The sequence below is a fragment of the Paracraurococcus ruber genome (assembly GCF_004353985.1).
Lineage (GTDB): Bacteria > Pseudomonadota > Alphaproteobacteria > Acetobacterales > Acetobacteraceae > Paracraurococcus > Paracraurococcus ruber.
In genome coordinates this window covers 19,780-34,789 of record NZ_SMOA01000016.1, presented here as the reverse complement: position 1 = coordinate 34,789, position 15,010 = coordinate 19,780, and the positions used below count along the sequence as shown (strand labels likewise).

The following is a 15,010-nucleotide window of genomic DNA, read 5'->3' as shown; positions in this document are numbered from 1 at the left end:
TCCCGGTTGTCCGCGCGAAGCGGTTGGGGGAAGGCTATGCCGAGACTCGAGGTTTCCAAAGGCCCTTCGGCCTCGGGGGCACCCCATGACGATGCGCTGCATCGCCATGGGGACCCCGGGGTGGGAGGGGGCATCGGGGGGGGGGGGCAGAGCCCTCCCCCGGGGATCAGTTGAGCCGCAGGTCCCGGATGTGCTTCGGGTCCGGCTGCAGCTCGCCCTTCTCCACCCGCTTCACGATCTCCGTCAGCGCCGCATTCGCCGGCGTGGCGAGGCCGATCGCCTGCGCCTTGTCCACGATGAAGCCGTTGAGGAACTCGATCTCCGTCCGGCGGCCCTTCACCATGTCCTGCCCCATGGACGGGCGGTGGGCGCCGCCGCCGGGCTTGCTGGCTTCCCTGATGCGGTGCTCGTCATAGGCGCGCTTCGCCTCGGGGTCGCCTTCGCCGGCGCGGGCGATCACCTCCGGGTCCAGGTGGTGGATTTCCTCCAGCACATAGCCCAGGGCCTGGCCGGTGCGGATCGCCTCGCTCCCCAGGCGCGCCGTGAAGTGGCGCAGCGTGTCGTCCAGCAGGATGTCGCGGCTGATCATCCCGGTGCTGGCGGACATGCCGTTGCCCATGGCGTTGATCACCAGCTTGGACCAGCGCTCGCCCCACAGGTTCGTCGTGGTCAGCGCGCTGTCGGCATGCGCGACCAGTGCCGTCACCTCCTGCGCCCGGTCGGTGATGCGGCCATGCACCTCCCCCACCCGGAACACGGTATGCGCCGCGCCGCCCTTGCCGGCATTGCGGTGGACATGGCCGGGCGTCATCAGCTCGACCGTGATGGAGGAGGCGATGGAGCCCAGCGTGCGGCCCCAGCCGACCACGCCGGCGATCGTGTCCTCGTTCATGCAGTTCTGCAGGGACACGCAGTAGCCGCCGGGCGCCAGGTACTGCTTCACCATCATGGTGGCCCAGGCGGTGTCGTAGGCCTTGGTGCAGATGAAGGCGATGTCGAAGGGCCGCCCCTTCGCCACCTGCTGCAGGTCGGTGATGTGGATGGCGTTCACCGGCACGGTGAATTCCTCCACGTCCCTGAGGTGGGTGATGCGCAGGCCCTTCGCGCGCATGGCCTCGACATGCTCGGGCCACATGTCGACGAAGGTCACGTCCTCCCCCGCGCGGACCATATGCGCGCCGGCATAGCCGCCGACCGCACCGGCGCCGATGATGGCGATGCGCTTGCCCATGCCCGTTTCCTTCCCAGGTTCCCGGCAATGATGCCGCCCGTCCGGCGGTGCCGCAATCAGGGGGCGGGATGGCGCGATCTGCCAGCAGCGCGGAGACGGCCGGGATGGCCATGCCGGGGGCGATGCCCGGCCGGCGCCGCGCCGCCGCCCTGCTCGGCACGGCGCTGCTGGGCGGCTGCACGCCGCTCGGCCTGCTCGATGCCATGGTGCCGCGCGGCAGCGCGCAGGCGGACACCGGCATCGCCTATGGCGCGCATCCGCGGCAGCGCCTGGACCTGTACCGCCCGGCCGGTGGCGGGCCCTGGCCGCTGGTCGTCTGGTTCTATGGCGGCGCCTGGCGCAGCGGCGACCGCGGCGATTACCGCTTCGTCGCCGCGGCGCTGGCGGGCCACGGCATCGCCACCGCCATCCCCGACTACCGGCTGTACCCGGAGGGCGCCTTTCCCACCTTCCTGGAGGATGCGGCGGAGGCCACGGCCTGGGCCGGGACACGGGCGGCGGCGCTCGGCGCCGATCCGGCGCGGGTGGTCCTGGCCGGGCATTCCGCCGGCGCGCATATCGCGCTGCTGCTGGCGCTGGATGCGCGGCGCCTGGCCCGCGCGGGCTGGGACCGGCGCGGCCTGGCGGGCGCCATCGGCCTGGCCGGTCCCTACGACTTCCTGCCGCTCCGCGACCCGGCGGTGCAGGCGGTCTTCGCCGCGGCGGACGACCTGCGGGAGACCCAGCCCATCGCCTTCGCCGATGCCGGGGCCCCGCCCCTGCTGCTGCTGACGGGGACGGACGACACCACCGTCGGCCCCGGCAACTCCGACCGCCTGGCGGCGCGGGCGCGGGCCGCGGGCGGCAGCGCGGAGGTCCGGCGCTATCCCGGCCTGGCGCATATCGGCGTGCTGACGGCGCTGGCGCCGCCCTTCCGCTGGCGGGCGCCGGTGCTGGCGGACATGGCGGCCTTCGCCGCCGCGCCGCCGCCCTTGCCCCGCGCCGGATAGCGAACATATAGTGAACTGCACCGGAAGCCCGCCATGGAACTGCGCCGCAAGCTCGAGATCCTCGCCGATGCCGCCAAGTACGACGCCTCCTGCGCCTCCTCGGGCACGGAGAAGCGGGACTCGCGCCAGGGCGGGATCGGCAGCACGGAAGGCATGGGCATCTGCCACGCCTACGCGCCGGATGGCCGCTGCATCTCCCTGCTGAAGGTGCTGCTGACCAATGCCTGCGTCTTCGACTGCGCCTACTGCATCAACCGCGCCACCAGCAACGTCGCCCGCGCCCGCTTCACCGTGCGGGAGCTGGTGGAGCTGACGCTGCATTTCTACCGCCGCAACTACATCGAGGGGCTGTTCCTCTCCTCCGGCATCATCCGCTCCCCCGACTACACCATGGAGCAGATCGTCGAGGTCGCCCGGCTGCTGCGGGAGGAGCATGGCTTCAAGGGCTACATCCACCTGAAGACCATCCCGGACGCGGCGCCGGAGCTGCTGGCGCGGGCGGGGATGTATGCCGACCGGCTGTCGATCAACATCGAGCTGCCGCAGGATGGCAGCCTGAAGTCGCTGGCGCCGGAGAAGGACGCCCCCGGCATCCGCCGCGCCATGGCCCGCATGCGCCTGCGGATCGAGGAGGCGAAGGAGGCCAAGCGGACCGAGCGCCGCGCCGCCGCGCCGCGCTTCGCCCCGGCCGGGCAGAGCACGCAGATGATCGTCGGCGCCGATGCGGCGGATGACCGGGCGGTGCTCGGCACCTCGGTCAACCTCTATGCCGGCTACGGCCTCAGGCGCGTCTACTATTCGGGCTATTCGCCCATCCCCGACGCGTCGTCGCTGCTGCCGCCGGCGGCGCCGCCGCTGGTGCGGGAGCACCGGCTCTACCAGGCGGACTGGCTGCTGCGCTTCTACGGCTTCGGGCTGGAGGAGATCATGGCCGGCGGCGAAGGCGGGATGCTCGATCTCGGCATCGACCCCAAGCTGGCCTGGGCGCTGAAGCATCGCGACCGCTTCCCGGTGGACGTGAACCGCGCCCCGAAGGAGATGCTGCTGCGCGTCCCCGGCCTGGGGGCGAAGACGGTGAACCGGCTGCTCTCGGCGCGGCGCCACCGCAGCCTCCGCAGCGACGACCTGGCCCGGCTGAAGCTGCCGCTGGCCAAGCTGCTGCCCTTCCTGGTCACGGCGGACCACCGGCCGCGCGGCGGGCTGCTGGACCGGGCCGACCTGCGCACCCTGGTCGCGCCGCAGACCGGCTTCGCGGCACAGGCCCGGCCGCGCCAGCTTGCCCTGCTGTGACCGCCATGGCCGGGGCAGCGAGCATCCGCGCGGAGGCGGCGATGAGCGACGGCATCGGCATCCTGCTGCCCGGCCCGGCCGATTTCGGCGCCTGGCGGCTGCAGGCGAGGCGCCTGCTCGCCGCCGGGGTGCCGCCGGAGCGCGTGGACTGGCGCGTCGCCGGCGAGAGCCCCGGCCTGTTCGCCGGCGCGCCGCCGCCGGATGCCGCGCCGGTCACCGCCAGCGTGCCGCGCAGCTTCATGGAGATGGCGGAGATCGGCATCCGCCACCGCGACCCGGAGCGCTTCGCGCTGCTCTACCGCATGCTGTGGCGCATCGTGCAGGGCGAGCCGCAAGGGGAGCGCAACCTGATGCAGGTGGCGACGGATGCCGATGTGGTCCGGCTGCAGGGGATGACGAAGGCGGTGCGGCGCGATGCGCACAAGATGCACGCCTTCCTGCGCTTCCGGGCCATCGAAACCGAAGCCGGGCCGAAATACGTCGCCTGGTTCGAGCCGGAGCACCACATCCTGGAAGCCGAGACCGGCTTCTTCATCCGCCGCTTCGCCGGGCTGCGCTGGTCCATCCTGACGCCGGCGGCGAGTGCGCATTGGGACGGCGAGACGCTGCGCATGGGCCCGGGCGGGTCGCGGCGGGATGCGCCGCCCGAGGATGCGCATGAGGAACTCTGGCGCGCCTACTATGCCAGCATCTTCAACCCGGCCCGCCTGAAGCCGGCGGCGATGCGGGCGGAGATGCCGGTGAAGTACTGGAAGAACCTGCCGGAGGCGCGGGAGATCCCCCGGCTGATGGCGGAGGCGCCACGGCGCGTCGCCGAGATGGTGGAGCGCGGCGCCACGCCCGCCGCGCCGCGCCGCCAGCGCAGCCTGCATGTCCCGGCGCAACCCGCGGCGCCGGCGGACGATTCATCCGGCATGGCCCCAGACCTTTTCAGCCAGGTGGAAGACCCCGCCGCCGCCCTCGCCGCCCTGAAGGCGGAGATCGAGCGGCGCAACGACCTGCCGCCCTGGGCGGCGGCGGCGACGCAGATCGTCTTCGGCGAAGGCCCGGTCGGCGCGCCGCTGCTCTTCGTCGGCGAGCAGCCGGGCGATGAGGAGGATCTGGCCGGCAAGCCCTTCGTCGGCCCGGCGGGGCGGCTGTTCAACCGCGCGGCGGAGGAGGCCGGGATCGACCGGCCGATGGCCTATGTCACCAATGCGGTGAAGCATTTCAAGTTCAAGCCGACCGGCCGCCGCCGCCTGCACCAGTCGCCGGATGCCGGCGACATCGCCTACTATCGGCCCTTCCTGAAGCGGGAGATCGAGCTGGCCGGGCCGCGACTCGTCGTCTCCCTGGGCGCCACCGCGCTGAAATCCCTCACCGGCAAGCCGCTGGCGATCACCAAGGTGCGCGGCGAGACGATCGAGACGCCGGATGGCTTGCGCATCTTCCCGACCGTCCATCCGTCCTACCTGCTGCGGCTGCCGGACGCCGACAGCAAGGCGCGGGAATACGACCGCTTCGTCGCCGACCTGAAGGCCGCCCAGCGGGAGGTGCGCTGAACCCGAGGTTTCCAGAGGCCTTTCGGCCTCTGGCAGGGAGAGCGCGAGAGGGACGGCGTCCCTCTCGCTGACGGTCAGACCCGCGCCCGCGGATCGTGGCGCGCCAGGCGGCCCAACAGGTATTCGACTTCGGTCTTCGCCGTCGCGCTCAACCCGCTGCCCGGCTTGCGCTGCGCATCGCTGGCGATGATGCCGCGCCGCATCAGCACGTATTTCCGCACCGCCAGCCCGACGCCCGGCTGCAGCTCGTAGCGGATCAGCGGCAGGTGGGCGTCGAACAGGTCATGCGCCCGGTCGCGCTCGCCGGCGGCGCAGAGGCGGACCAGCTCGGCCAGCATGTCGGGGAAGGCGTAGCCGGTCATGGCGCCGTCGGCGCCGCGTTCCATCTCGAAATCCAGGAAGATGCCGCCATTGCCGCAGAGGATGGAGAGCGGCCGCAGCGACCCGTCGGCCTGCCAGCCGCGCAGGGCCGAGATCTTCTCGAGGCCCGGCCAGTCCTCATGCTTCAGCATGACGCAGGACGGGTTATCCGTGACGATGCGGCGGATCAGCGCCGGCGGCATCTGCACCTGGAACAGCTGCGGGTAGTCCTGCAGCACCCAGGGGATGTCGTTGCCGATCGCCTCCACCGCCTGGCGGAAATAGGTGGCGACGGCCTCGTCATGCCGCAGCGCCGGCGGCGGCGCGATCATCACGCCGGCGGCGCCGGCCTCCATCACGCCGCGGGCCAGGGCGCGCATGGCGGCGAAGCCGGGGGCGGAGACGCCGACGATGATGCCGGCCTTGCCGGCGCGGCGGACGATGCGGGTGGCGAAGTCCAGCGCCTCCGCCTGGTCGAGCTTCGGCGCCTCCCCCATCACGCCCAGCACGGTCATGCCGTCGCAGCCGGCCTGCTGCAGGAAGAAATCCGTCATGCGGTCGGTGGAGGCGAGGTCCACGCGGCCATCGGGGTGGAAGGGCGTGGGGGCGATGACGTAGACGCCCCGGGCGGTGTGGTCGAGTGGCATCGGGCTTCCCCCTGGCACGGTCCTGGACACCCTGCGCGGCCCGCGCCGGGGCGGGATCGGCCCGGAAAGATGCCGGGCGACGGCGCGGCATCCGGGCCTGCAGGCCGCCCGGCGGTAGCATGGCCCGCGAAGCACGGCCAGGGCGGCGGCAAAGGCGGCGTGAACGACATCTTCACGCCCGGCATGGCCTGCTGCGCGCCCGGAAACCGTATACCGGACTTCGCGAACCGAACCGTCCTGGAGGCTGCCCGCATGCTCCTCATCCGGCGCATCGTCGCGCTGCAGGCCCGCATCCCGCTGCGGACGGCGCTGATCGGCACGGTCCTGCTCCTCTCAGTCCTCGGCTCGGCCGGCTTCGCCTGGCGCGCGGCGGAAGGCTGGACGCTGCTCCGGCAGTCGGAGGCGGCGCTGCAGGCCGATGCCGCGGCCAACCGGCTGGCGGCCGGGCTGACCGACCTGCTGCTGGAACAGCTGGCGACCAACACGGCGCTGCAGGCCGCGCCGCCGGCGCCGCAGGCCACGCTGGCCGAGATCGCCACCCGCCGCGCCGGCGCCGATGCGCAGATGACCGCGGCGGTGGCGGGGCTTGCGGCGCAGGAATTCCCGGGGCGGGACCGGCTGCTGCCGGCGCTGGACGCGGCGCGGCGGCAGGCGGCTTCGGCGCGGGCGGCGGCGGATGCGGCGCTGCGCCTGCCGAAGCCGGACCGCGCGGCGGATACGCTGCGGAACTTCCTGCCGCTGACCTCGGGCGCGGTGGCGGCGGCGGCGGAATTGTGGTTCGCCGCCTCCCATGCCCTGGCGGCCAGCGACCCGCTGCTGGCGCGGCTGGCGGTGCTGAAGGAACTGGGCTGGCGCATGCGCAGCCTGGCGGGCACGGAGCGCACGGCGATGGCCGGCGCCATCGCCGCCGGCGGGCTGATGGCGGCCGAGGACGTGGCGGCGGTCCGCACCGGCCGCGCCAAGGTGGATGCGCTGTGGGAACAGGTGAAGACCCTGGCGCCCGCCGATGCCGGCACCCATCCCGCCCTGGTCGCGGCGATGGCCGAGGCGGAGAAATGGCATTTCCAGGAACTTCGCGCCTTCATCGACCGCTTCCGCACGGCTGGCGACGCCATGGGGCGCTACCCCGTGGACGTGACGACCTTCTCCGCCGCCACCACCCCGCTGCTCGACAAGCTGACCGAAGTGACGCGCGCGGCCGCGAAGGCCAGCGAGGAGCGGGCCCAGGCCCTGGTGCGGCGGGCGGAATGGGAACTCGGCCTCGGCCTCGCCGCGCTGCTGGTCTCCATCGTGGTGGCGGCGGGCGCGGCGCGGGCGGTGTTCCTGCGCGTGGTCCGGCCGCTGCGGCACCTGACCGAGGCGACGGACCGGCTGGCGGCCGGCGCGCTGGACACGACGGTGCCCGGCACCGCCCTGCAGGACGAGGTGGGCGCGGTGGCCCGCGCGCTGGAGACGCTGCGCGACGGCGCCCGCGCGGCCAGGCGGCTGGAGGCCGAGACGGCCGAGGAGCGGGCGCGGCGGGACCGCCGGCAGGCGGCCATGGACCAGCACACCCAGGAATTCGGCGCCTCCATCGCCGGCGTGCTGGGCACCCTGGGCGCGAGCGCGCAGGGCATGCGGCACCGCGCGACGGAGATGAAGGACGCGGTGGCGGCCGCCGGCGCGACCGCCGAGCGCACGGCGCGCGACGCGGACGAGAGCACGCGCAACCTCGGCGCCGTCGCGGCGGCGACCGAGGAACTGACCGCCTCGGCCACCGAGATCGCCCGCCAGGTCGCCGAGGCGACGATCGCCACCCAGGACGCGGTGGAGCGCGCCGGCCGCACCGGGGAGACGGTGCAGGGCCTGTCCGAGGCGGTGGCGCGCATCGGCGACGTGGTGCGGCTGATCGGCGAGATCGCCGGCCAGACCAACCTGCTGGCCCTGAACGCGACGATCGAGGCGGCGCGGGCGGGGGAGGCCGGCAAGGGCTTCGCGGTGGTGGCGAGTGAGGTGAAGGCGCTGGCGGCGCAGACCGCCAGGGCGACCGAGGAGATCGGCCAGCAGATCGGCGCCATCCAGTCCGCGACCGGCGGCGCGGTGGCGGCGGTGGAGGAAGTGCAGGTGGCGATCCGGCGCATGGATGCGGTGGCGACCGCCATCGCCGCGGCGGTGGAGCAGCAGGGCGCCGCGACGCGGGAGATCGCCAGCAGCGTGCAGACCGTGGCCGGCACCACCCGGTCCACCACCGGCGCGATGCAGGACGTCTCCTCGGCCACCGCCCTGACGCGCCAGCGGACCGAGGAGACGGAGTCGGCGGCGGCCGAGGTGGCGCGGCTGTCCGACCAGTTGCACGAGGAGGTGGAGCATTTCCTCGAGGCGATGCGCGCGGCCGATGGCGACCGCCGGCGGTTCGAGCGGGTGGCGGGCCATGGCGCGCCGGTGCGGCTGCTGTTGCCGGGCGGACAGGCGATCGGCGGGACGCTGCAGGACATCTCGGCCGGCGGCGCGGCGCTGCGCTGCGCCGCCACGCCGGCGGCGGGGCAGGAAGTGGCGGTGGACCTGCCCGGCGCGACCCGGCCGGTGGCGGCCCGCGTCGCCCGGCTGGCCCCTGGGGTGGTGGCGGTGGCCTTCCTGCAGAACCCCGCCAACCGCACGGAGGTCATGGCCGCGCTGGCGGAGGCGACCCGGGCCGGGGAGCGCCGCGCGGCGGCATGACGTTGCCACCCATGGCCCTGCGGCCGGCACGACCCGCCGCTTCGCGCGCGGCCGCCACGCCGACCCCGCGCCGGGCATCATCCGGGCGTTCACGCTTGCCCGCCATCGGCGCTACGCCGCCGCCGGCCGGTCCAGCAATTCCGCCAGCAGCGGGTTGGGGAAGCGGCGGCGCTGGGTGATGGCGTAGAAGCCCTCCCGCAGGCCGGGCACCGCCGCCCGCTCCTCCAGCACGCCGCTGCGCAACTCGTCCTGCACGACGATGGGCGGCACCAGCGTGACGGCGGCGCTGGCGCGGGCCAGCAGGCGCAGCATGGCGGCGTCGTCCACCTCGGCCAGCACCACGGGGCGGATATTGGCCTGGTCCAGCAGCAGGTCGAAGCCCTGGCGGATGCTGCTCTCCCGCCCCGGCAGCAGCAGCGGCACCGCCGCCAGGTCCTCGGGGAAGCGGAGCGGCCCGCTGCCGGCGGGGCCGACCAGGCTGACCGGCTGTTCCGCCAGCAGCGTCACCACGCGGTCGGAGCCCGGCTCATGCGCCACCGGCGTGTTGGACAGCACCGCATCCAGCGCCAGGGCGTCCAGCTGCGCCAGCAGCTCCCGCAGCGTGCCGCTGCGCAGGATCAGCTCCACATCGCTGCGGCCCAGCAGCGGCCGCAGCAGCGAGGCCTGGAAGTTGCGGGACAGCGTGGCGACGGCGCCGATGCGGAGCGCCCGGCGATGCGCCGGGCCCTGGCGGACCAGGGTGTCCACCAGCTCCTCCCCCGTCCTGAAGATGCGCTCGGCATGGTCCAGCGCGATGCGGCCGGCCTCGGTCAGTTCCAGCCGCTTGCCGCGGCGCTCGAACAGGGGCTGGCCCAGCTCCGTCTCCAGCGCCTTCAGCTGGGTGGACAGCGCGGACTGGGCGATGTTCAGCCGCTCCGCAGCGCGGGTCAGGCCGCCCTCCCGCGCGATGGCCCAGAAATGCCGCAGGTGGTGGTAGTTCAGCGCCGCCATCGGGTCCCCCGCCCGCCACGCCGCCCCACCGCGCTGCCCCCGCGCGCCGGCGGCCGGCCGGCGCATCCTTCTGTCAGACAGAACGGTCCTTTGCAATCTTTGTATTTTGCGGATGATTGCAGGATCACTACATCCGGCGCCGATCCCGCAACGGAGTCCCCATGCCGTCCCTGCTGTCCTGGCTGGCCCTGCTCGGGCCGGTCCTGCTGCTGCTGCCCGGCCTGGTGCCGGCCTCGGCGGCCGACCGCGACCCGCGCCGCATGCGCCGCGCCACCCTGGCCGCCGCCGCCGGCGCCGCCGGCCTCGCCCTGGCGATCGCGCTGGCCCTGATGGTCACGGGGCGGGCGGTGCCGGGCAGCATCGTGCATCTGGATGCCGTCTCGGCCACCATGCTGCTGCTGGTCTCCGGCATCGGCGCCGTGGTGGTGGACTACAGCCGCCGCTACCTGGATGGCGATCCGGGCCAGGGCCGCTTCCTGAAATGGCTGGCCCTGACGCTGGCCGCGGTGCTGGTGCTGGTCATGGCCGGCAACCTGGCGCTGCTGCTGGGCGCCTGGGTGGCGACCAGCCTCGGCCTGCACCGGTTGCTGGTCTTCTACCCGGACCGGCCGGCGGCGGCGCTGGCGGCGCGCAAGAAATTCCTGGCCGCCCGGGTGGCCGACACGGCGCTGCTGGCCGCGGTGCTGCTGGCCTGGCAGTGCTTCGGCACGCTGGAGATCGCCGGCATCCAGCAGGCGGCGCGCGGCATGACCGACCCCGGCCTCGCGGTGCATGGCATCGCCCTGCTGCTGGCGCTGGCCGCCGTGCTGAAATCCGCGCAATTCCCGGCGCATGGCTGGCTGACCGAGGTGATGGAGACGCCCACCCCCGTCTCCGCCCTGCTGCATGCCGGCATCATCAATGCCGGCGGCTTCCTGCTGGTGCGGCTGGCCGATGTCATCGCGCTCTCGGCCGGGGCGATGGACCTGCTGCTGCTGATCGGCGCGCTGACCGCGGTGTTCGGCGCGGCGGTGATGCTGGTGCAGACCAGCGTGAAGGTGACGCTGGCCTGGTCCACCATCGCGCAGATGGGCTTCATGGTGATGCAGGTCGGCCTCGGCGCCTTCGCCGCGGCGCTGCTGCACATCGTGGCGCACGGCCTCTACAAGGCGCATGCCTTCCTGACCGCGGGCGGCGTGGCGGCGGAACGGCGGCCGGATCGCCTGCCGGCCCTGCCGCTGCGCGTCATCGTGCCGTCCCTGGCCGGCGCGGTGCTGCTGGTGCTGCTGGTCGGCGCCACGCTCGGCCTGCCCTTCTGGCAGGCGCCCGGCCCGGCGGTGCTCGGCTCCGTCCTGGTGATGGCCCTGGTGCCGACCCTGGCGACCGGCGCGGCCGGCCGCGCCACGCCGGGCTTCGCGCTGCGCGCCGCCGGCATCGCGGGCGGCGTCGCGGTGGCCTATTTCGGCCTGCAGGCCGGCGCGGATGCGCTGCTGGGCGCCGCCCTGCCGGACCGGATCGCGGACCGCAGCCTGCTGGCGCCGGTGCTCTGCGTGCTGGCCGTGCTGGCCTTCGCCACGCTGCTGGTGCTGAACGTCGCGCGCCGCAACGCGGTGCCGGGCCGGCTGCCGTCGCGGTCCGCGACGGCAGGTGATGGGCAGCCCGGATCCACGCTCACGGGCGCTGCCGCCTTCCAGCGATCCGTCCTGGAATCCCTCTACGTCCACCTGCTGAACGGCTTCGCCGTCAACACCGCCGTCAACCGCCTGCTCGGGCGGACGCGGCCTGCCCCGGGGACCCGCTGACATGCCCGACGTCTCGCTCGCCGCCCCCGCCCTCGCGCTCGAGGACCGGGCGCGCCGCGCCTGCGCCAAGGTGGCGCCGCTCTGGCCGCTGCGCGACTTCGTGGCGGTGAACCCCTTCCTCGGCCTCTCCGGCCAGCGCTTCGGGGATGCGGCGGCGACGCTGCGCCGCGTCGCCGGGCGGGACCTGCTGCCGCCGCGGGACTGGACGGCGACGGCGATCGCCGAAGGCCGCGTGACGGCGGCGGACCTGGCCGCGGCGGGGGCCGAGGCGGCGCTGGCGCGGGCGCCGCGCCCGGCGCCGCAGCCGGCCCCCGCCGCGCTGACGGTGGCCGATGTGCTGGACGGCACGCTGGGCACCGCCTGGGGCGGGTTCATGGTGGACGAGATCGGCAAATGGGTCGCCGCCTGGGCGGATGAGGGCCAGGCCGCCTGGCCGATGCCCTGGAAGCACCTGCCGCTGCACGCCGCCTGGCGCGCCGCGCTGCGGCATGACCGCGCGCCGGAGGTGGCGGGCCTGCGAGGCTTCCGCGCCGCCATCGCCGACCTGCCGGAAGATCCGCTGGACAGCATCGCCGCCTGCCTGCTGGCGATCGGCCTGCCGCAGGCGGAGGCGGACGACTACCTCCACCGCGCGCTGCTGCCGGTGGCCGGCTGGGCCGGGCTGCTGCGCCAGCGCGGCTGGGGGCGGGAACTGGCCGGCGGGACGGATGACGGCGTGCTGCACCTCCTGGCCATCCGGCTGGCCTGGGATGCGGCGCTGTTCGGCCTGCACCGGCAGGACGGCTTCCGGGCCGCCTGGGCGACGCGGCTGGCGGCGCCGCCGGCGGCCTCGGCCGATCTCTCGGGCGATCTGGCGCTGCTGGAGGCGCAGGAGGCGGCCTTCCGCCGCCACCTGGCGGCGAAGCTGGCGCGGCCGGCGCCGGCGCGGACCGCCGCCCCCGCGGCGCAGGCGGTGTTCTGCATCGATGTCCGCTCGGAGGTCTATCGCCGGGCGCTGGAAGCGGTGGCGCCGGAGGTGGAGACGCTGGGCTTCGCCGGCTTCTTCGGCTTCGCCGCCGACTATGTCCGCTTCGGCGATGCGGTGGGGTCGGCGCAGTTCCCGGTGCTGCTCTCGGCCGGGCTGACGGTGCGGGAGGTGCCGGCCGGCGCCGCCCCGGCGGAGGCGGAGGACCTGCTGGCGCAGTTGCGGCTGCGGCGGCGGCTCGGCGACCTGCTGACCGGGCTGCGCGCCTCCGCCGTGTCCTGCTTCGCCTATGTGGAGACGCTGGGCTTCGCCGCGCTGGCCGGGCTGGCGCGGGGCGTGCTGCGCCGCAGGCCCGGGGACGGCGCCCTGGCGCGCATGGTGCCGGACCTGGCGCCGCGGGACTGGCAGGGGCGGAAGACCGGCATGGCCACCCAGGCGCGGGTGGATGCGGCGGAGACGGTGCTGCGCGCGATGTCGCTGACCGGCGGCTTCGGCGGCCTGGTGCTGCTGGTCGGCCATGGCGCCGAGACGGTGAACAACCCGCATGCCGCCGGGCTCGATTGCGGCGCCTGCGGCGGCCATACGGGCGAGAGCAATGCCCGGATCGCCGCGGCGGTGCTGAACGACCCGCTGGTGCGGCAGGGCCTGGCGGCGCGCGGCATCGCCATCCCAGCCGATACCTGGTTCCTGGCGGCGCTGCACGAGACGGTCACCGATGCGGTGCGGATCTTCGATGCGGACCGCGTCCCGCCGTCCCAGGCCGGGGCGCTGGCGGCGCTGCAGGCGCGGCTGGCGGAGGCATCGCGCCGCGCCCGGCGGGAGCGCGCGGCGGGGCTGGGCCTGGACCCGGGCAGCGATGCCGAGGCGGCGACGCGCCGCCGCGGCGCCGACTGGTCGGAGGTGCGGCCGGAATGGGCGCTGGCGAACAACGCCGCCTTCATCGCCGCGCCGCGCAGCCGCACGGCCGGGGTGGACCTGGCGGGCCGGGCCTTCCTGCATTCCTATGACTGGCAGGCGGATGCGGTGCGCGGCTTCCCGGTGCTGACGCTGATCATGACCGCGCCCATGGTGGTCGCGAACTGGATCAACCTGCAGTACTACGGCAGCACGGTGGACAATGCGGCCTGGGGCAGCGGCAACAAGGCGCTGCACAACGTCACCGGCCTGTTCGGCGTGCTGGAAGGCCAGGGCGGCGACCTGCGCGCCGGCCTGCCCTGGCAGAGCGTGCATGACGGCGCCCGCTTCGTGCACGAACCGCTGCGCCTGCAGGTGCTGATCGAGGCGCCGGAGACGGAGATGGACCGCATCCTGGCGCAGCATGCGGGGGTGCGGACGCTGGTGGAGCATGGCTGGCTGCACCTGCATGCCATCCGGCCGGATGGCGGCGTGGCGCGGCGCCACGGTCCCGGCGACTGGCGCCTGGGATAGGGCGCCGGGCCACGCGGCGCACAGGGCCCGGGGCGAGCTCCGGGCGCCGTCCGGGCACCGCGGCCGCCCCGACGCGCGGCCGTCGGGCATCGGGCGACGCGGTCCGGCCGCGGCCCTGATTGACGGGGCAGCGGCGGCGGAAATACATTGACCGGCCGGTTGGTCAATAGTTAAGCACCGGCCAGTGTTCCATGAATATAATCCTATAACTCAGGCCGCGTGTCAAGCGCGGGCCGATCGGGGAAGGAACCACGCCGCATGAGCGACAGCGACCCGCCGCTGGTGGTGGAGCACCGGCCGGGCTACCGGATGCTGCTGCTGAACCGCCCCGCCAGGCTGAATGCCTTCGATGCCGGGCTGCATGCCGCGCTGCGGGCGGCGCTGGAGGAGGCCGCGGCGGACCCCGCCTGCCGCGCCCTGCTGCTCGCCGGCAGCGGTCGCGCCTTCTGCGCCGGCCAGGACCTGGCAGAGCCCGGCCTCACCGGCCCCGAGGCCGACCTGGAGGCGGTGCTGGACCGCGGCTGGAACCCGCTGGTCCGCGCCATCCGCGCCCTGCCCAAGCCGGTGGTCTGCGCCGTGCAGGGCACCGCCGCGGGGGCCGGCGCCTCGCTGGCCTTCGCCTGCGACATCACGCTCGCCGCCGAGGATGCCCGCTTCGCCCAGGCCTTCATCCGCATCGGCCTGGTGCCGGACAGCGGCGCCACCTGGACCCTGCCGCGGCTGGCCGGCCCGCAGCGCGCCCGGGCGCTGGCCATGCTCGGCGACCCGATCACCGGGACGGAGGCGGCGCAATACGGCCTGGTCTGGCGCGCCGTGCCCGCCGCCGCGCTGCTGGAGGAGGCGCATGCGCTCTGCGCCCGTCTCGCCCGCCTGCCGGCGGAGGCGCTTTCGGCCATCAAGCAGGCGCTGGACGCGGCGGAGGGCAACAGCCTGGATGCGCAGCTGGCGCTGGAAGCGCGGCTGCAGCGTGGGCTGGGCCGCAGCGCCGATTTCGCCGAGGGCGTCGCCGCGTTCCAGCAGAAGCGCCCGGCCCGGTTCGAGGGAGCGCCGGAGTGAGCGCGTCCGATGACCGAAGCGCCGAAGGGCGCGAAG

10 protein-coding genes are annotated in these 15,010 nt (G+C 74.5%); 7 read left to right on the top strand and 3 right to left on the bottom strand.

The window, feature by feature from the left end; all coding sequences use genetic code 11:
* Positions 1-166 precede the first annotated feature (166 nt).
* On the bottom strand, positions 167-1,231 hold the full coding sequence (locus E2C05_RS05715) for a ketopantoate reductase family protein (RefSeq protein WP_133218645.1): 1,065 nt from the start codon (positions 1,229-1,231) through the stop codon (positions 167-169).
* Positions 1,232-1,335: 104 nt separating this feature from the next.
* On the opposite strand from E2C05_RS05715, the gene E2C05_RS05710 reads away from it, so the two are divergent.
* From E2C05_RS05710 to E2C05_RS05700, 3 genes are read left to right on the top strand one after another with little or no spacing between them, the layout of a single operon-like run.
* Positions 1,336-2,220: an alpha/beta hydrolase gene (locus tag E2C05_RS05710; RefSeq protein WP_158291967.1), complete on the top strand. Its 885-nt coding sequence runs from the start codon at positions 1,336-1,338 to the stop codon at positions 2,218-2,220.
* Between the two features lie 33 nt (positions 2,221-2,253).
* Positions 2,254-3,510 (top strand): putative DNA modification/repair radical SAM protein, encoded by a 1,257-nt coding sequence (locus tag E2C05_RS05705; RefSeq protein WP_133218643.1) that lies wholly within the window; start codon positions 2,254-2,256, stop codon positions 3,508-3,510.
* 41 nt (positions 3,511-3,551) lie between these two features.
* The gene (locus E2C05_RS05700) at positions 3,552-5,051 is read left to right on the top strand and encodes a UdgX family uracil-DNA binding protein (protein ID WP_133218642.1); all 1,500 of its coding nucleotides are present in this window, start codon (positions 3,552-3,554) and stop codon (positions 5,049-5,051) included.
* 74 nt (positions 5,052-5,125) lie between these two features.
* On the opposite strand, the gene E2C05_RS05695 is transcribed toward E2C05_RS05700, so the two are convergent.
* Entirely contained in the window at positions 5,126-6,058 is a 933-nt protein-coding gene (locus tag E2C05_RS05695; RefSeq protein WP_133218641.1) for a dihydrodipicolinate synthase family protein, read from the bottom strand.
* A gap of 252 nt (positions 6,059-6,310) precedes the next feature.
* On the opposite strand from E2C05_RS05695, the gene E2C05_RS05690 reads away from it, so the two are divergent.
* Entirely contained in the window at positions 6,311-8,755 is a 2,445-nt protein-coding gene (locus E2C05_RS05690; RefSeq protein WP_133218640.1) for a methyl-accepting chemotaxis protein, read from the top strand.
* 111 nt (positions 8,756-8,866) lie between these two features.
* Here E2C05_RS05690 and E2C05_RS05685 read toward each other — a convergent pair whose 3' ends face one another.
* Complete coding sequence (locus E2C05_RS05685; RefSeq protein WP_133218639.1) at positions 8,867-9,745, bottom strand: LysR family transcriptional regulator; 879 nt, start codon at positions 9,743-9,745, stop codon at positions 8,867-8,869.
* Between the two features lie 161 nt (positions 9,746-9,906).
* Here E2C05_RS05685 and E2C05_RS05680 point away from each other — a divergent pair, with 161 nt between their 5' ends.
* From E2C05_RS05680 to E2C05_RS05670, 3 genes are all read left to right on the top strand, one after another.
* Positions 9,907-11,526 (top strand): proton-conducting transporter transmembrane domain-containing protein, encoded by a 1,620-nt coding sequence (locus tag E2C05_RS05680; protein ID WP_133218638.1) that lies wholly within the window; start codon positions 9,907-9,909, stop codon positions 11,524-11,526.
* 1 nt (position 11,527) lies between these two features.
* On the top strand, positions 11,528-13,918 hold the full coding sequence (locus E2C05_RS05675) for a YbcC family protein (protein WP_133218637.1): 2,391 nt from the start codon (positions 11,528-11,530) through the stop codon (positions 13,916-13,918).
* A 258-nt stretch (positions 13,919-14,176) separates the two neighbouring features.
* Positions 14,177-14,974, top strand: a complete 798-nt coding sequence (locus E2C05_RS05670) for an enoyl-CoA hydratase-related protein (protein ID WP_133218636.1) — start codon at positions 14,177-14,179, stop codon at positions 14,972-14,974.
* Positions 14,975-15,010 lie beyond the last annotated feature (36 nt).